The organism is Pseudoalteromonas sp. NZS37, from assembly GCF_015864265.1.
Taxonomy (GTDB): domain Bacteria; phylum Pseudomonadota; class Gammaproteobacteria; order Enterobacterales; family Alteromonadaceae; genus Pseudoalteromonas; species Pseudoalteromonas arctica.
On sequence record NZ_JADYXL010000003.1, the window covers coordinates 77,428 to 93,604 of the forward strand.

Annotated in this window: 19 protein-coding genes; 13 read left to right on the top strand and 6 right to left on the bottom strand. The window is 36.3% G+C overall.

Annotation, left to right across the window (positions count from 1 at the left end):
• Positions 1-669 precede the first annotated feature (669 nt).
• The 7 genes from I6F47_RS20675 to I6F47_RS06310 all read left to right on the top strand — a co-directional run bounded on the left by I6F47_RS20675 (position 670) and on the right by I6F47_RS06310 (position 6,852).
• A complete protein-coding gene (locus I6F47_RS20675; protein WP_269435315.1) occupies positions 670-804 on the top strand; it encodes a hypothetical protein in 135 nt (44 codons plus the stop codon).
• 726 nt (positions 805-1,530) lie between these two features.
• Positions 1,531-1,842 carry a hypothetical protein gene (locus I6F47_RS20555; RefSeq protein ID WP_231609181.1) on the top strand — a complete coding sequence of 104 codons (312 nt, stop codon included), beginning with the start codon at positions 1,531-1,533 and terminating at the stop codon, positions 1,840-1,842.
• Complete coding sequence (locus tag I6F47_RS20560; protein WP_231609182.1) at positions 1,835-2,152, top strand: hypothetical protein; 318 nt, start codon at positions 1,835-1,837, stop codon at positions 2,150-2,152. Before I6F47_RS20555 ends, I6F47_RS20560 begins: the two co-directional genes overlap by 8 nt.
• Before the next feature lie 257 nt (positions 2,153-2,409).
• The gene (locus I6F47_RS06290; RefSeq protein ID WP_231609183.1) at positions 2,410-3,579 is read left to right on the top strand and encodes a hypothetical protein; all 1,170 of its coding nucleotides are present in this window, start codon (positions 2,410-2,412) and stop codon (positions 3,577-3,579) included.
• 293 nt (positions 3,580-3,872) lie between these two features.
• Positions 3,873-4,859 (top strand): hypothetical protein, encoded by a 987-nt coding sequence (locus I6F47_RS06300; RefSeq protein WP_197183537.1) that lies wholly within the window; start codon positions 3,873-3,875, stop codon positions 4,857-4,859.
• Positions 4,860-4,955: 96 nt separating this feature from the next.
• Positions 4,956-5,945 carry a hypothetical protein gene (locus I6F47_RS06305; RefSeq protein WP_197183538.1) on the top strand — a complete coding sequence of 330 codons (990 nt, stop codon included), beginning with the start codon at positions 4,956-4,958 and terminating at the stop codon, positions 5,943-5,945.
• Positions 5,946-6,345: 400 nt separating this feature from the next.
• A complete protein-coding gene (locus tag I6F47_RS06310; protein ID WP_024592003.1) occupies positions 6,346-6,852 on the top strand; it encodes a DUF6795 domain-containing protein in 507 nt (168 codons plus the stop codon).
• A gap of 60 nt (positions 6,853-6,912) precedes the next feature.
• On the opposite strand, the gene I6F47_RS06315 is transcribed toward I6F47_RS06310, so the two are convergent.
• The 3 genes from I6F47_RS06315 to soxR form a co-directional block, all read right to left on the bottom strand.
• The gene (locus I6F47_RS06315) at positions 6,913-7,998 is read right to left on the bottom strand and encodes a rhomboid family intramembrane serine protease (protein ID WP_165721746.1); all 1,086 of its coding nucleotides are present in this window, start codon (positions 7,996-7,998) and stop codon (positions 6,913-6,915) included.
• Positions 7,988-8,629 (bottom strand): hypothetical protein, encoded by a 642-nt coding sequence (locus tag I6F47_RS06320; protein WP_007584429.1) that lies wholly within the window; start codon positions 8,627-8,629, stop codon positions 7,988-7,990. The genes I6F47_RS06315 and I6F47_RS06320 overlap by 11 nt, the downstream gene beginning before the upstream one ends.
• 411 nt (positions 8,630-9,040) lie before the next feature.
• Positions 9,041-9,499, bottom strand: coding sequence for a redox-sensitive transcriptional activator SoxR (soxR, locus tag I6F47_RS06325; protein WP_007584428.1), 459 nt, complete (start codon positions 9,497-9,499; stop codon positions 9,041-9,043).
• 76 nt (positions 9,500-9,575) lie between these two features.
• Between soxR and I6F47_RS06330 the strand changes: the two genes are divergently transcribed.
• The 6 genes from I6F47_RS06330 to I6F47_RS06355 all read left to right on the top strand — a co-directional run bounded on the left by I6F47_RS06330 (position 9,576) and on the right by I6F47_RS06355 (position 14,409).
• A complete protein-coding gene (locus I6F47_RS06330) occupies positions 9,576-10,049 on the top strand; it encodes a flavodoxin family protein (RefSeq protein ID WP_165729400.1) in 474 nt (157 codons plus the stop codon).
• Between the two features lie 72 nt (positions 10,050-10,121).
• A complete protein-coding gene (locus tag I6F47_RS06335) occupies positions 10,122-10,631 on the top strand; it encodes a DsrE family protein (RefSeq protein ID WP_024593723.1) in 510 nt (169 codons plus the stop codon).
• Between the two features lie 8 nt (positions 10,632-10,639).
• A complete protein-coding gene (locus tag I6F47_RS06340; protein ID WP_197183539.1) occupies positions 10,640-11,275 on the top strand; it encodes an SGNH/GDSL hydrolase family protein in 636 nt (211 codons plus the stop codon).
• Positions 11,276-11,353: 78 nt separating this feature from the next.
• Positions 11,354-12,892, top strand: a complete 1,539-nt coding sequence (locus I6F47_RS06345; protein ID WP_197183540.1) for an EAL domain-containing protein — start codon at positions 11,354-11,356, stop codon at positions 12,890-12,892.
• A gap of 56 nt (positions 12,893-12,948) precedes the next feature.
• On the top strand, positions 12,949-13,470 hold the full coding sequence (locus I6F47_RS06350) for a hypothetical protein (protein WP_197183541.1): 522 nt from the start codon (positions 12,949-12,951) through the stop codon (positions 13,468-13,470).
• Between the two features lie 249 nt (positions 13,471-13,719).
• Positions 13,720-14,409 carry a response regulator transcription factor gene (locus I6F47_RS06355; protein ID WP_197183542.1) on the top strand — a complete coding sequence of 230 codons (690 nt, stop codon included), beginning with the start codon at positions 13,720-13,722 and terminating at the stop codon, positions 14,407-14,409.
• Positions 14,410-14,557: 148 nt separating this feature from the next.
• On the opposite strand, the gene I6F47_RS06360 is transcribed toward I6F47_RS06355, so the two are convergent.
• From I6F47_RS06360 to I6F47_RS06370, 3 genes are read right to left on the bottom strand one after another with little or no spacing between them, the layout of a single operon-like run.
• Entirely contained in the window at positions 14,558-15,331 is a 774-nt protein-coding gene (locus I6F47_RS06360; protein WP_007584410.1) for a CsgG/HfaB family protein, read from the bottom strand.
• On the bottom strand, positions 15,331-15,756 hold the full coding sequence (locus I6F47_RS06365) for a curli assembly protein CsgF (RefSeq protein WP_007584408.1): 426 nt from the start codon (positions 15,754-15,756) through the stop codon (positions 15,331-15,333). Before I6F47_RS06365 ends, I6F47_RS06360 begins: the two co-directional genes overlap by 1 nt.
• A complete protein-coding gene (locus I6F47_RS06370; RefSeq protein WP_007584407.1) occupies positions 15,746-16,147 on the bottom strand; it encodes a curli production assembly/transport protein CsgE in 402 nt (133 codons plus the stop codon). The genes I6F47_RS06365 and I6F47_RS06370 overlap by 11 nt, the downstream gene beginning before the upstream one ends.
• Between the last annotated feature and the right edge of the window lie 30 nt (positions 16,148-16,177).

Consider the following 16,177-nt stretch of genomic DNA (forward strand, 5'->3'; position numbering starts at 1 on the left):
ACCCAAAATTCAGGAATGAAATAGCGACTGATGAGCGGGACTCTATGTATTGCTGTTATCAAAGTAAGCAAGCGTTATTCCCTAGAGGTAATGTGTTTGGGCACTGTTTTGATAACTCTCAAAGATTAGAATATAAATTGAATATAAGTGGTGCAGCAAACCAGCATCGAAGTATTCTTAGTCAAAATGAGAGCCGACTGGAATTACCTTTGGCTTCTAACCCTGTAAGTTTCATAGACACTTTAACTTTCGCTTGGGGGATATTCCACATATCAATACTGTTTCTTTTGCTAGCTTTTCCTATTACTAGTTTTTTCTTGGAGATATTGCAGAGGCATTTGATAGTTACACTGTGTTGTTATCTGTTTGGTGTTTTTCAAAAATTTCAAACTGGGTAATATGGCCATATTTTAGATCTAATTTTAAATTAGCAGTTATTTTCGATCGTAAAACAGGTGTAGTTAAAATACCTAAAAGCGGTGCAAAGAGCTTTGTTTATTTAAGCTTTGAAGAATTTAATGCTTATTATAAAGCTACACATAATCCCAAAAGTGGCTTTCCACATAGGGGCTTACGCTTCTAAATTATAAAGAAGATCAGCGTTATGATGTTGCTTACAACAATGAGATAGCTTGCAGCTTTCAACATTGGAAATTATTACAAAACTTTATGGATGTTACCCAGCCTTTAGCAGATATCCCGCAATTTGAATATTACCGTGAGTTTGATAAAACAACCGCTGAATTTGATAAAACCGATGGTCGACCTAAGTACTTTTGGTATCGAGTTGATAAGCATTTTTAAAAAAAATATCTAAAGCAGATGATGAGCTTAGAAAAGAATTTAATGATGAAGAACAGCTCGATAACATATTGATGGGAAAACCTATTAAAAAGCTAACACCGCCAGATATTTTTAAATTTCCATGGAAATACGCAGATAACATCAAGCCTGAGAGTGAAGTTAAGTTTGGGAAAACGTTGTGGCAAAAATTCACTTCATTTTTGATGATAGATTTGTAAGCTGTTGAAAAAATTAGATACAGCTTTCTATTTTTCATGAAGAACCAGGGTTTTAAATCGGTTAACTAACCGTAGTTCTTTAACAATCATAAAAGGAAGTTAAACCTAGGCAGCATTAGTGCTGCTTAGATTATTTAGTGAAAATAGTATGAATATATTTAAGTACTTAGGTGGCCCGCTGGCTAAAAAAACAATTTTTAATAAATATTTTAATGCTAAAACAAGCAAAAGTCTTACAAAGCAATTTGGTGGATTATGTATTCTTTATGATTGGTTATATATCGATAAGTTAGGCCTAAAGGCACAACCCCAGCGCTTTCAAGTCCATTCATGCGGTAATGACCCCATGAGAGCACTTATATTTGGGGTTTGTTGGTAGTTTGGTTGTTGCTTTAGATATAATGCTAATCCCATTTCATGGAGAGGACGATGCTTCTCATGGTGGTTTCTGTATTTAGTACTCGGCTTTAACCTTACATTTTTAAACCTTCAACCACTTTGGGATCGTATGGCACCTCCTAAGTTAGCATATTTTGATCGTCAAACAGGTAAAGTCGGTTACACCTTTAATATTCCTGGTTGTGACGAGCGCGATGAATTTGGTAATTGCTGTTTTGATTGGCGAGATATGAAATGTGTATTGGTAAACGAAAGCACCTCGCAGTCGGGTTCGCGGGCATTTTTTCCAAGACTCTCCCATAAAAACATAGATAAATACCCACAAACAAAAATGACGATTGTAGTGACAGAGTTAGCACAAAACCCAATTTATTGTTTATTGTTTACTGTTTTGGGAGCGTTTAGTTCGCTTTATGGATAACACAAAGCCATTACCTGATATACCTGAATATGAGGGTTACAGGCACCTAGATTCAATTACCGCTGAGTTTGATAAGCACAACAATCGCCCTGAGGTTTACTGGCGTGACATGAGCTTTGCACAACAAACCGAAATTTATGATGAGTTATATGCTGAAGCATACAAAATAGATTGGTACAACGACGAGCCACACCCTGAAATAACCAAACCATGGTTACGGTGGACGCCTGAGCCCGAGCGAAAACAAACACTTAATTGGAAATACAAAGCGAAACGGATATTTATGCAATTAACGTGTGGGATACCTTAAGTACCTTTTATGGCGCAGTTTGGTTTATATAATTAGAGTGGCTATATAGTTTGATTATCAGTGTACCCATAAGGTAAAGGCTAGCCGACTATTCAAGGTTTTAATAGTACCTATGGCTTACCAATTGAGTATTACAAAGCGGATGAAAACCTAGAACATTATCTTGGGTGATGACCGCAAGTACAGTCACCGCATTGGTCAAGTTATAAGCCAAGCAGTAATTAATTTATAAGAAGTAGATTGTTAAAGGAGTAACTATGAACATAGATGATAAAAGATCAGAGGACGAAAGAATACTTGATGAGCTAGTTGAGCGCCACATTGCTGAAGAGGAAGATGGTTTAACTCACGAAGAACGAGAAAAAATAAAAAGAGAAAACCGTGTTAACGCAATTAAACAGTGGTGCGCTGAAAATCCTGGTCGAGACCCCGCTAGAACAAAAGATAAAACCATAAAGCAACTGGCTTTGGATGAAGAAGCGGTGGTGCGAAGAGAAGAGTTTAGAAAAAATAACCCAGAGAAAGTGGCTGAAATACGAAAGCGAACTAGAAACGAAAGAAGATACCGTGATAATAGAGCAACCTACGAAGAGCAACTGCCAAGAGACTACTTACATAAAGACAGCTATGAAACGCGATTAAAAAAAGCCGAAGCACTCAATGGTTGCAGGTTCAAAACTCGCACGTTTAAAAGTAAGCGTTTTACTGATGAATATTCAGCAGAGCTTGAATCCCCAGATAGTGGGTCAACACTTGAGGGACATTGGGTAGAGAGCGATGGTAAGCAGTTGGCTATTTCATGGTTTGGAGGGTGGTCAAATTTATTTACTGGTCTAAGCTTCTTGTTAATGGTCGCTGCAGTTCTGTTTTTTTTCGTTGATTTGGGTGTTATTGGCTTTGTGTGGGAGGATTATCGGTGGGTGCCATTTGCTATATACGCACCTATGTTTATTATAGGTTTTTATATGCTGAAACACCGGGCCATATTAGCGCACCGAGATAATTTTTATTTTAATCGTCATACCGGGCTTGTAAAAACTCCGCATACATTATTTAGAAAACCGTTTTATTTACCTTACGAAGACATTGTTTGCTATGGCGCCAATGAGCGTAATGTCGGTTCAGCCCGTGGTGGTTCACGTGTATTTGTGTCACTCATGGTACCGTTAAAATACCCTAAACATTATCGCTTTACCAAGCCTACTTTTTATGTGGGTGGTTCAAATCGTGAATGGGATTCACTGGCATACGCCACAGCCATGACCTTTATGGATACATCAATCTCACTTGGCACGCATTTATACCAATCGATAGAGCATTACTTCAAAATTGATAAAGATATAACGGAAAAACACGCTTTTCCTGAGGAGCTAAAACCTTATTTAGACCCTGATGACTGCCAAGTAAACAGACATAAAGTATGGTGATGTAAAAAACAGCGGTTAGTGTGAATCGCTGTTTTGCCTTATGCAAAAATCAACTTTAAAAACACAATTAGAGCGGCTGTCTAGTTTAATTATGAATTTGATGATAATAGCCTTAGCCTAAATGCTGCAGTTTATGAGTTTGAAATTGAATCACCTAGTATCAGTGTGTTTGATCTTGAAATAATACGGATACTTATATACAACGAAAATTTAACCCTACCAATAGATTTTGATGCATTTGAAAAGCCAATTGAAAATGCCACACCTGATTTAGCAATCGCATAAGGAACCTGATGCAAAAAAATAATTACTTCGGTGTTGGAATAATGCCAAAGAAAACGAACTTTAATCGCTTTTTTGAATATCGCAGTATAAAAAATATATATCACGAATTTAAAGGCCTGTGTTTTTTATATGATTGGCTTGATACGAACAAGTTATATGAAAGTCAGCGCGAAAAATACAAAGTTGTCCCTTGTGGCAATAACCCTATAAAAGCCATATTATTTGGACCAATGGCTATTGGAGCTGTATTAAGCTTAATTACATTAATTAGTATTTTATCACTTCCATTTTATGATGAAGGTGAAAAATTTCAGTGGTGGATACCATTTTTTACCTTTTTATGGAACTTATTCTTTTTAAATTTATTACCGATCACAGCAAGATACATACCAGATAGGGTGATGTACCTTGATAGGCAAAACCAAACGGTCGGGTTTACTTTTGAGATACCAGGTTGTGAACAAAGAGATGACTTAGGTAACTGTTGCTTTAAATGGGAAGAGATTGTTTGCAGGTTAACCTCGAAAATGGGCGCGCCGGGTGTAATGAATTACTTTCCAGAAATTAGTCATATAGACCAAGATAAGTACCCTAAAACAATAGTAACCGGTTCAGTTGTAGAACTTTCAGCCAATCCAGTGCATTGTTATTTATTGTGGGAGTGTTATGTACGTTTTATGGATTTAAGTAAGCCATTGCCCGATGTGCCTGTATATGAACAACACCGTCATTCAGATCCAATTACAGCAGAGTTTGATAAAAAAAATAATCGTCCTTCAGACTTTTGGGTAGACTTTTCAATTGAACAGCAAATTGAAATTGAAGAGGAAATTCAGAGTGAAGCATTTCCATTTGATTGGCTAAAAGGTAAAGAGCAGGAAGAAGTAATCAAACCTTGGCAGCATTGGAAAGCAGAGCCTGAGCGATTCGAGCAATTAACGTGGAAATATAAAGTAAAGCGTTTATTGATTCAACTTTTTATCGGCTTTCCGTGAGACTGTTTAAGTTTCAGAGTCCATGATACTTTAACAATCAGAAAAGGAACTTAAACAGAGGCACCTTAAAGTGCCTCTGTTTATCAAAGGAATCTGATGCAGAATAATGACTACCTAGCCGCTGATATTATGCCAAAAAAAACGCGGTTCAATCGTTTTTTTTATCCTGAGAGATTAAATAGCCTTAAAGAAAAGTTTAAAGGCTTGTGTTACTTGTATGACTTACCTTCTAAAAAACAGAAGGCAATACAAAAACACCCAGAACGATATAAAGTAGAAATGTGTGGAAATAGTCCAGCTAGAGCTGTACTTTTTGGTCCTATAATTATAGGGGCTGTTTTGAGTCTTGTGACTTTAATAAGTGTTTTATCTCTACCTATTTACGAAGAGGGTGAAAAATTTCAATGGTGGATACCTATACTTACTTTTTCTTGGAATTTGTTTTTTCTTAATTTACTGCCACTAACAGACAGTTACATCCCCAAAAAACAAATATACTTTGATAGACAAAAGCAGCTAGTAGACTTTACTTATCCTATCCCTGGTTGCGAAGCGCGTGATGAGCAGGGTAATTGTTGTTTTAAGTGGGCTGATATTGTATGCCATTTAGATATGGTTGCAACACGCCCGGGTGTAATGGGGTTTGTACCCTATATAAGCCATGTTGATGAGAATAAATACCCTGACACTAAAATTGTTGTGCAAGTGCCGGATAACTCAAATAACCCAATGAACTGTTATTTATATTGGGAGCGTGTAGTGCGTTTTATGGACAGCAGCCAACCACTTCCTGATGTACCTGAGTATGAAAACTACCGCCACCTTGATGGATCCACCGCTGAATTTGACAAAAAAAATGACAGACCTAATAAATTTTGGAGCGACTTTTCACTTGCTCAACAAGCCGAAATTTGGCAAAAGTTTAATAAAGAGGCTGCTCATTTTAATTGGCTCAGAGCGACACCTAACGAAGAAATAATTAAGCCTTGGCTGCATTTTAAAGGTGCGCCTGAGCGTATCGAAAAACTAACCTGGAAATACAAAGTAAAGCGTTTAGCGCTACAGCTGTTTATGGGAATACCTTAAGTGTTTATAAAAGCCGCTTTATAACTTAAAGGAAGTTTGAGCTTGAGCTATACATAGTTTGAGTTTGTTAAAGGAGTATATGCTTAATTATAAGTACTTAGGCGGCTCGCAGTCTAAAAAATAATCTTCAATTAATTCTACGAAGAATGTTAAACGGTTTGTGTATTTTAGTTAATTGACAATATGACATCTTATATTTATTACTTCTAATACTTTAAGGTCAGCTTACCTCGCTTATAGCAATGTATAAATATTTAGACTTTATTATTGTAGTTATTTTTAATATCGCCAGTAAATCAGCTAAATCTATATAGGCATAATCCTAAGAATAGCGATTTAAAATATGTTACAAGTTGGCTTTTGTTGTTAGGCTAAAAATACAAATACAAGAGGGATTTTTATGATCAAGACAAGAACAGCAGGCGTGACGTTAACACTTATTCTATTTTTATTAATACCAATGCAAGGATATGCAGATATGTTTGGCTTTTTTAACAAGCAAGACGTTACGTTGTCGTTGTCTATTAAAGGCAGATTATTAAGCAATGGTGAGCCTCAACAAGGCGTTACAGTGACAAGAGAGCTAATTTATGGCGATACTTATGTTGATGAAGCTATAAGTGACAGCAATGGTTACTTCTATTTTAATAATAAAAAAATACGCAGTTCAAAGCCTTCAAACATGTTTTTTAATAGCTCTTTAATGCAAAGTATTCATATAAAAAATAAAAATACTGATGATTCAGTTTTATGGGTTCTAAATACTCTTTTTACAGAGCATCAAGGCTTATTTGCTGATAACTTAAGTAATTTAGAGTGCGAGCTTACTGAAGAGCCAATAACATACGATATACCGATTAAAAACACAGGACATTTTTTTACCGTATATACTCGCTGTAAGTTATAAGTTTATGTAGTGAGATTTAATAAAGTCACCAATTTATTATTGATGACTTTATTAAATTAATTAACGTTTAAGTTGCGCTTCTTTTTGATTTAGCAGACGAATAATAGGGTTTTGCTCTAATATTTTACTTTTTAAAATATAACCAATAATTAATCCAGCTATAAAGCCACCAATATGCGCGCCATAATCAATGCCATCGGGGCCTGTTACTGCACCAAAAATGTTAAATCCTAACCAAATAGCGAAGAACCATACCGCAGAAAGTTTCTTCTGATAAATTATAAACATAAAAGTAAGGCTTGCGTGTCTGAACCACATTAAATACATGCCAAATAAACCGGCTATAGCGCCACTTGCACCCACGCCTGGAATTGTAGACATTGGGCTTACAATGTAGCTTGCAAACGATGCGAGTAGTCCACAGGCTAAATACCATAACAAAAAGCGTTTATGGCCTAAAACATCTTCTAGGTTATCGCCAACTATATATAAAAAGTACATATTGCCGACTAAATGCATTATAGAGCCATGTAAAAATACGCAAGTTAATACAGTCCATAGCTCATTACCTTTGCTTAAATCTGCAGGTGTCATGGCAAAGTTATCAATGACATAGCTGAATGAGCTCGGGTTTAAAAAATAAAGTGCAAAAATCAATGTATTTAAAACAATAAGACCGCGAGTTACCCAAGGAGTCTTTTGTGGCTTAATATTATATTCAACAGGCATTTGCGTTAAAAATTGAAACAAGTAGGTTTTCCAACTCACTTTTTGATTTAGCTCGCCTAAACTCATCTTTATTTCAGGGCTTTTTTCAACACTTTCAAGTTCGTCTTTATCAATCCAGGTGCCATCGCAGTGTCTACAAACATCAATTTCGGTATGAAAAGCTTCCAGTAAGTGAAAACGTTCTAAACTTTTTTTACAATCAGGGCAGTCAAGCTCAGAAACGCCTAATGGCTCACCAAAGTGAGTTTCAAATTTATCACCTTCTGGGCCGTCATTTATCTCGGAAATCATGCGATTTACTTCATTTTTTTCGAACCATAAGCCACCACATTCACGGCAAATATCTATTTCTTCACCCTGATAATTGGTTACTTCTAGTGGATGATCTTTACAATGTGGACAGCTTTTAGTTGGCATTTGTAAGTTCCTTTAACGAACCAACAGAAATATCATTCTGCTGTAATTCCATTTTTAATTGTTTAGCGCTATTTTTTAATGCAGGGAGTGTTTGAGTTTTAATTAAATTAGTAATCTCTTTTAATTCTTCAGCTGCTTGTCTAGCGGAAATCCTTTTATTAGCTACAGCGTCTATTAAAAATTTAGCTCTTGAGTAAAATCGACGTATTTGCGTTAGTAATTCACTTGGGGTTTCGAGTGTAGTTGGAGAGTACTGCATCGTTTGCCAAATGTACTTTTCGAGTGTTGGTTTAAAATACTCAATTTCTTTTATTGATGGGCTTTTTGCAAGTAAATTAGCATACTCTTCCATACTGTTTGCATTATCAGCAACTTCGTCAAATAAGGAGGTGCGCAAATAGTAGTTATCTTCCATTTTACTAAATGAGTCAAATTTAAGCGCTTGTTCTAAGCCGCTTTGAGCAGCTAAATACACGCCGAATATAGTAGAAATAACCATAAAAAATTGATTTAGCCAAAAACCAGTACTTTTTAGTTCTTTGTGATCGACCGTTTTAAGGGCTTGCGAAAATTTTTGAGTAACTACAGGTGGTTTTGTATTGTTTTCAGGGGTGTGATTAGTTGGTTCCAACAGTTTGTTCCTTGAATATTTACTTCCTTTTTAGGCGCACAAGAATACTTAAAAATTAACCAGTTAGCAATGCTCCTACCCACATTGAATATACTTTTTACATATATTAAAGAAACCATTCGAGTATAGCCCTTCCCCTAAATTTTAAATTGTTTTTTAAATCATCTAGCGATCCAACTAAACAAGAAACTTCATGGCTCTATATTAATGAATAGAGAGTTTTTGTAGTACCTGAGGCTATTTTGTTAGCAAAGTAACGTATTACCAATAAACGGACTAAAAAAACCTTCTTTAATAACTCAATAATGAGGCGTAGTTAGCCTTTATATTTAAGGCGTTGTTGGCCCAACGCCTAAGAGGGGTATTTATTTTTGTTATACAAAAGTGGAGAACTTTTTATACAGGCAAAGACTATGTATTTAAAAGCACAGCGCCGCTTTTATTTTCGCCTAAATGATCATCTTTATTGTAAATTGGGCAACTTTTAAGTGATAAGCAACCACATCCTATACAACCGTCTACTTTGTCGCGCAGGCGTTGCATATGCGCAATTCGCTCATCAAGTTGCGCTTGCCAATGTTTTGAAAGTGCTGACCAGTCTTGTTTTGTTGGTGTGCGGTTGTCGGGTAGGGTCGCTAAGGTGTTTTTAATCTCATCGAGCGTAATTCCCATCGCTTGAGCTGCTTTTATTACAGCTACACGGCGTAATACATCAGGTTTATAACGTCGCTGATTACCATTATTTCGCCAGCTCTTAATTAAAAACTTAGTTTCGTAAAAGTGAAGAGTAGATACTTTTACACCACTTCTTTTCGCTACATAGCCAACGGTTAGGTTAGCTTCGGTTAATTTTTTTTGTCCTACTGGCATTATTTTAATCCTTCAGTTGACCTCAATATAACTTGAGGTTTTAAGCTTCTACCACATTAAAAAAGGAGCTAACTAAATGCAACAAAAACTTGAGCGTAATACTGTTATTATTTATTCAAGCGCACGAAAAAACGGCAATACCACAGCTCATGTTAATAGCTTTGCCGAGCAAAATGATGTGCGCGTAATTTGTCTGGATGATTATAAAATTGCGCCGTATTGTTATGACAAAAACTATAAAAATGATGACTTTTACGCGCTATTTGAAGTGGTTTTAAAGTACGACCATTGGGTGTTCGCGTCTCCTGTTTATTGGTATAACACTACGGTACAAATGAAGTCATTTATAGATAGGATCACAGATTACATGGATGATGAAACCTTGAAGCCGAAGTTACGGGCTTTACGTAATAAAGATTTTTCGTTGTTATCAAACGCATCATCGCTTGAAGCGCCTGATATTTTTGTAGAAATGTTTAAACGAACATTTAGCTATTTAGGTATGCAGTTTATTAACCACCATCATAAAAACACTCAATCGGCAGCATGATAAGCTGCCCTTTTTTCTTTGCTTCTGTTAGTTTTATAAATAGGTTAACTTATTTAAAACACAGGATTGTTTATGAAATACCTATTATTACTTTTACTTATAAGCCCATTTTCGCAAGCGGGTGAAAACCTTATTAAAGACTTTGGTTACTTTTATAGTGTCCCGGAGCATGTTCAGATAAGTGACTCTACGGTATTTAAAATAGCCTTTGATGTTGGTGATGGCGCTAAAAAAGGTGAGCAGAACAATTCAATGAACTCACTTGCACGTTTTATTAATATGCATGTAGCACACGGTGTAAAGCCAGATAACATTCAATTAGCGTTAGTGGTACATGGTAGTGCTAGCGTTGATGTATTGGCTAATAGTGAATATAAAGAACGTTTTAAAGCAGATAACAAAAATCAAAGTTTAATAAAGCAATTGTTGGCCAATAACACCGTGGTTTATGTATGTGGGCAATCGGCTACGCATTATAAAGTAGCACCAGAACAACTAATTGAAGGTGTGCAAATGTCACTTTCGGCGATGACAGCACATGCCCAGCTGCAACAGCAGGGTTATACACTCAATCCATTTTAATAATTAACATGACAAAAAACATTCTCTGCTTTGGTGATTCTAATACGTGGGGTTTAAACCCTGTAACGGGAAAACGCTTTGATGAAAATACCCGTTGGACATCGTTATTAAATAAAAACTTAGGGTGTGGCTTTAACGTAATAGAGGCAGGGCAGCCTAACCGCACGTTAGTGCATAATCCACCGTTTGATGGCGTGCTTAATGGTGTTAGTTATCTAAAGCCTTATTTGGATAAGCATGAGCTCGACTTTATTATTATTGCCCTTGGTACAAACGATCTTAAAAAACGTTTTAATTTAACAGCTAGTTTAATAGCAGATGGGTTAAATGATTTAATTAACTCAATACATATTTATTATCAGCAAGGTAGTACTTTAAAATCTCCTAAAATTATTATTGCTAGCCCACCTAAAATAAGAATCACCGAGCAGTATTCGCGTATTTACGAAGGTGCAGATATAAAAGCAACAGAGCTCTCTAGTGCATTCAAAAGCGTTGGGGCTACTCATAAATGTACTTTTATTGATTTTAATACATTTATTAATGTAACAGCCGGTGATGGGATTCACTTTGAAAGTAATCAGCATTTAACGGTAAGCGCTAAAATCACTCAGTTTATTCAAAATTCGTTCAATAATTCTTGAATCGATCTGTTTGAATTTAATGCGACTTATGCAATCATCTAATAAAGTAGTGATATAAATTAACAACTTCGAGATGCTATGAAAAAGTACCAACAAAAATCTATTATAGCCGTTTTAACCGGAGGGTTAGTTTTTGTAATTGGCTGTTTTATTTTGCTCAATTTTGCAGCGCAGCAGTTAACAGCACAAACAAAGTCTGATGCTGAATATATTCTCGGTCATGTAGAAGGTGCAATTGCAGAGAGGCGTCGAATTCTTACCCCATTAAATAAGCTTGCGTTTAAGCAGTGTGACAACACAACCCTTCTTGAGATGCGCCGCGCTTTATTTGATGCAAAATATGTAATTGATATAGGCTTTTTTAAAGGTAACCAGCTAGTTTGCACTACTGGTGCAGGCTTATTAAGTAAACCAATTAACGACAAACAGCCTGACTTTATTCGAGATGGTGAGAAGGTCAGGGTTCGTTTTGAGCCAGAGCTTTATCTATTATTATTTAGTGAGCGCCCTATGGAGGTAATTATAGTCAGACAAAGGGATTATAATTTAATTATGCAGAGCACGCCCTTTACCAACATCGGAATTACTGCGCCAGATTGGGAAGTTATTTATAAAACACCAAATGCTTTGCATCATTTAGCAGGTAAAGAGGGGCTGTACCAGCAGGTAAAAAACAGCGTTTTCTTTCCTTACGAAACTAACTCAGTTTGCAGTTCTACAAGTAGTCAATATTGTGTAGTAGTGCACTTGCCTTGGAGTCTGTTTTTTTCTAATAATCACTTATTATTAATAATTTCGTTAATTTTAACCTGTTTAGCGGGCATATCGAGTGCGTTAATAGTTGATGCGAGGATTGCTGCACGCCGCTCTACCAATCAACGTATTCGTAAAGGGCTCAAAAAGGGATCATTTTATTGGACTTACCAGCCCATTATTTGTTTGCAAAGTGGCAAGCTGATTGGTTGCGAGGTACTTGCACGTTTTGAAGATAAGTACGGTGCTTTATTTCCAGATGAGTTTATTCCGGTTATTAGAAAAAATAATTTAACTTGGACTTTTACTGAGGCAATGATTGCTACCACAATAAAAGAGTTAACCTCTATAGAGTTATTGCCAGAAGGCTTTAAAGTGTCGCTTAATATATTTCCGTGTGATGTAGAGCTGGGTAATGTGTCGTTACTGCCGCAAATTACAGAGCTTACCAACTCACGCTTTATTATTTGTTTAGAGATAACTGAAGACGAGTACCTTGATACAAGCATTGCGCATGCTCATTTTAGAACCTTAGTTGAATCGGGATTTAACTTATCATTAGATGACTTTGGTACGGGTTATTCGAATTTAAGAAACTTACAAAATTTGAGCTTTCATCAACTTAAAATTGATCGTACGTTTGTTCAAGATATAGCAACTGAGGGCTTAAAAGCCTCTATGATCCCAAATATTATGGAACTTGTGCATAAGTTTAATTATACCTGTGTGGCAGAAGGGATTGAAACCACTGAGCAAGAAGCTATTTTAAAAATGGCGGGTGTGCATTATGGACAGGGTTGGAAGTATGGTAAGCCCATGACGGCGTCTAAATTTAAAAATTATATAACTAATCAGCATTTTTAGATCTCAGCTGCCATACTAAACGTATCATTATGAAATTTATAAATATTAGGTTTATTATGATCAAATTAACATTAAGTGCTTTTGCATTTTTACTACTTAGTGCATGTACAACACAGTATCCAAACCAGCAATTAACAGGTAAACAGTTCCCAAGCATTAGCGGCGAAAGTTTAGAGCAAAGCATGGTGGCTATACCCAGCGATTTTAAAGCAGATAAAACACTGCTGCTCATTGGGTACAAGCAAGATAGTCAGTTTGATATAGACCGTTGGTTAATTGGTTTAGATATGGCGGGTGTAACGCTCCCTACATACGAACTACCAACCATTGCCGGCATGGCACCACGTATGTTTAGCACATTTATAGACAGCGGTATGCGCAAAGGCATCCCTAAAGAATTATGGGGTGGGGTAATCACTATTTATAAAGATGGTGAAACAGTTCAAAAGTTTACAGGTAACCAAAGCCCAAATAACTCACGTGTGGTACTTATAAATAACAGCGGCGAAATTTTATATTTTTATGATCGAGGTTTTTCGGTTGATGCGCTAAATAAACTAAAAGCGAGTATAGAATAATTGATCCTAAAAGTTAGTTTAGGCTAATGCATATTTAAGGCTTTATAAGTTATTAAGCCACTAATCCGATCTGTTATTTATCTTATAAAAGCAATTTTAAAAATAAAATTGATGAAGGTTTTGCATTGATTTAATTGATTTTTATCTATTTTAGGATGAGAAAGAATAACAGTACTTTAATATCAAAATCCCATTGTAAGTTGTATTTGATTTAGGTAATGTAGTGTAAATGTTTCAAGGACGAAATTTATGCCCCATAAAAACTCGGTATTTGTAAAAACAACGTTTCAATCATCTTTTCATTCACACAACTACACCGCTATTTTAAGAACACTACAAGCTTTGTTTGGTGATATTAAAATGGACGAGGTTATTCCTAAAGCTGAGCAGCGCACAAATTATGATTTGTTTTTAATAGATGGTACTAAAAGCAAATGGCAAGACCTTATTCCGACTGACCTTATTTGTTTAGCTAAACACTATAGCGTTGTCATTTTTAATGTTGATAAAGAAGATGTGTGCGAGCAAAACTTATTGCTTAACCATTTTAATGGTGTTTTTTATAAATCTGATCCACCTGAAGATATTTTTAAAGGGTTACTTCGTGTTAATACTGGCGAGCTGTGGTTTACGCGTAAAGTGATTTCAAAAGCTTTTAACGATATTTTAGCCGTGGCATCGTCGTTTAATAGCTTACACGACGACATTGAATTAAAGCAGGACGATTACGATCATTTAACAAAACGAGAAAAGTCTGTTATTCATTTAATTGCACAGGGGGCGAGTAACAATACAATCGCTGATAAACTTAACATTAGCGACCACACTGTAAAAACACATTTATACAGTGCGTTTAAAAAAACTAACTCACGCAACAGGGTGGAGCTTGCTAATTGGGCGCAGCGCTATATATCGGTTTTGCTGCCAATGGCTAAATAAGAGTAGAGCCATTAAGACGTTATTTAAGTAAAAACTTTATCCTCTAGACCCTTTATAAGGGTTGGGTTAGCGAAGCACTTTCAACTCACTAATCACACAACCTATAAAGGCTACAATATGTAGCCTTTAGTTAATCCAGGAAGTCAGTTTATGCTGATTTTTTAGCCCATAAGCCTTTATCAATACCTTTTGTTATGAGATCTGTGAGTGCTTTTTCTATTGCTTGTGTTACACAAATGCTCATAGGTTCGTTGTCACTAAAGCCCGCTTCAGCTTCAGCTAAACGTTTGTAGCTCACGTATCTAAAAAAGCCTGCACGCATTTCTTGGCTAAGTACTTTTTTGCTGGTGGCTACACTCAATAATACTTGGCCTGTTCGAACATCAACAGCGCGTAAGTATATTGAAATAGCATCTTCACGGTAAAGTTCTGATGCGCCAATACCAAAGTATTCCATACCCAAACCACCTGTTTTTACATTAGTGTCGTAGCTTATGATACCGCCCTCTAAAATGATTTTTGCGGTTGTTAGCGGAGGTAAATCAGCTTGGTTAGGATTATCGGCTTGGCCCGCACGAATAATTTTTCGCTCTGTTAAAATGTTTTGTAAACCTTCACGCTCTACCGGCGTAAACCAATCAGATTCATGTAATGCTTGTATGAGTATTGAGTTAGCACCTTGAGTAACGGCAGTCGAAAATGAGCTAACGTTAGTTTGTGGCTTATATTGACCTGTTTGATCTCTAAATGAGTACACTGATACAGGAATACTCCCGACCGGTTTAGGTAAGTTTTTCAGATCTGCGAATAATTCGGTTGGTTCTAAACTAACTGCTTTTTGTTGCGATGGTGGGATTAAGTTCCCTAGGCTCGCACAACCGCTCAATCCTATTAATATTATTGTTATTAGTAGTTTATACATTATCCAAACCTCGGTACTTCAATGATCACCACGGTGTCATCAATTATATTTGTTATTCTTACTGTAATAGAATCGGTTGTGCTGGTTATAACTTCAATTTGATAATCGCCACTCATAAATATGGAGTCTTGATTGAAAAGGCTATCTTCTATGTCCTCACCAAATGCCATATCGGTAATTTCTCTTACCATACGATTTAAATAGGTGCGCTCTAGAGTTTCTTGAAATTGTTCAGCGTAACCTTTTTCTACTACCGGTGCTTTATGCTTGTTTTGAGCTTGGGCTTTACTCAACAGCATATTTGCATTGAGTGGGTTACCACCAAAGCTTGGGTTAATTGGGGTGTAAATTATTTCAGTTGCTGCTGCTGAAAAGCTTAATGTTGTTATTATTATAAGGGCTATATTTTTCATTTTACCATCCATCTTTAGCCATATCGGGTGTTGACACTGCCATGTTTTCGCGAGCCATTGCATCTATCACTGTATAAACAGCCTGCTCCACACGCTCATTTAAAGGCTCTAGTCGTCTACCTAAGTAAGTTGCGTAAACAAGTTGGTTATTCATTATTAACGACAGCTTTGTGCCTGCTTTTGGAATGACCGTTTCTTTAATTTCAATGTTAAAACCTGCAGTTGAAGGGAGATCTCGCCAGTAATTAGAAAACTCAAAATAGAACTGATGACCAAAGCGGCTAATACTCCTATCAAGTAGTAGGCCGTCAATCTCCAACTCTTCAGCGGCATAAGATGCGGGCATTAAAAACAGAGAAAGCGTAAGTAATAATACTTGGTAATGGTTTTTATTATTATGCATAACTAAATGGGGAGAGTTGCTCTCCCCAAC

Bases quoted from the DNA above. Each gene is read 5' to 3' on its own strand.
- I6F47_RS20675 (WP_269435315.1), top strand. From the start codon at position 670: ATGGATGTTACCCAGCCTTTAGCAGATATCCCGCAATTTGAATATTAC.
- I6F47_RS20555 (WP_231609181.1), top strand. From the start codon at position 1,531: ATGGCACCTCCTAAGTTAGCATATTTTGATCGTCAAACAGGTAAAGTC.
- I6F47_RS20560 (WP_231609182.1), top strand. From the start codon at position 1,835: ATGGATAACACAAAGCCATTACCTGATATACCTGAATATGAGGGTTAC.
- I6F47_RS06290 (WP_231609183.1), top strand. From the start codon at position 2,410: ATGAACATAGATGATAAAAGATCAGAGGACGAAAGAATACTTGATGAG.
- I6F47_RS06300 (WP_197183537.1), top strand. From the start codon at position 3,873: ATGCAAAAAAATAATTACTTCGGTGTTGGAATAATGCCAAAGAAAACG.
- I6F47_RS06305 (WP_197183538.1), top strand. From the start codon at position 4,956: ATGCAGAATAATGACTACCTAGCCGCTGATATTATGCCAAAAAAAACG.
- I6F47_RS06310 (WP_024592003.1), top strand. From the start codon at position 6,346: ATGATCAAGACAAGAACAGCAGGCGTGACGTTAACACTTATTCTATTT.
- I6F47_RS06315 (WP_165721746.1), bottom strand. From the start codon at position 7,998: ATGCCAACTAAAAGCTGTCCACATTGTAAAGATCATCCACTAGAAGTA.
- soxR (WP_007584428.1), bottom strand. From the start codon at position 9,499: ATGCCAGTAGGACAAAAAAAATTAACCGAAGCTAACCTAACCGTTGGC.
- I6F47_RS06330 (WP_165729400.1), top strand. From the start codon at position 9,576: ATGCAACAAAAACTTGAGCGTAATACTGTTATTATTTATTCAAGCGCA.
- I6F47_RS06335 (WP_024593723.1), top strand. From the start codon at position 10,122: ATGAAATACCTATTATTACTTTTACTTATAAGCCCATTTTCGCAAGCG.
- I6F47_RS06340 (WP_197183539.1), top strand. From the start codon at position 10,640: ATGACAAAAAACATTCTCTGCTTTGGTGATTCTAATACGTGGGGTTTA.
- I6F47_RS06345 (WP_197183540.1), top strand. From the start codon at position 11,354: ATGAAAAAGTACCAACAAAAATCTATTATAGCCGTTTTAACCGGAGGG.
- I6F47_RS06350 (WP_197183541.1), top strand. From the start codon at position 12,949: ATGATCAAATTAACATTAAGTGCTTTTGCATTTTTACTACTTAGTGCA.
- I6F47_RS06355 (WP_197183542.1), top strand. From the start codon at position 13,720: ATGCCCCATAAAAACTCGGTATTTGTAAAAACAACGTTTCAATCATCT.
- I6F47_RS06360 (WP_007584410.1), bottom strand. From the start codon at position 15,331: ATGTATAAACTACTAATAACAATAATATTAATAGGATTGAGCGGTTGT.
- I6F47_RS06365 (WP_007584408.1), bottom strand. From the start codon at position 15,756: ATGGATGGTAAAATGAAAAATATAGCCCTTATAATAATAACAACATTA.
- I6F47_RS06370 (WP_007584407.1), bottom strand. From the start codon at position 16,147: ATGCATAATAATAAAAACCATTACCAAGTATTATTACTTACGCTTTCT.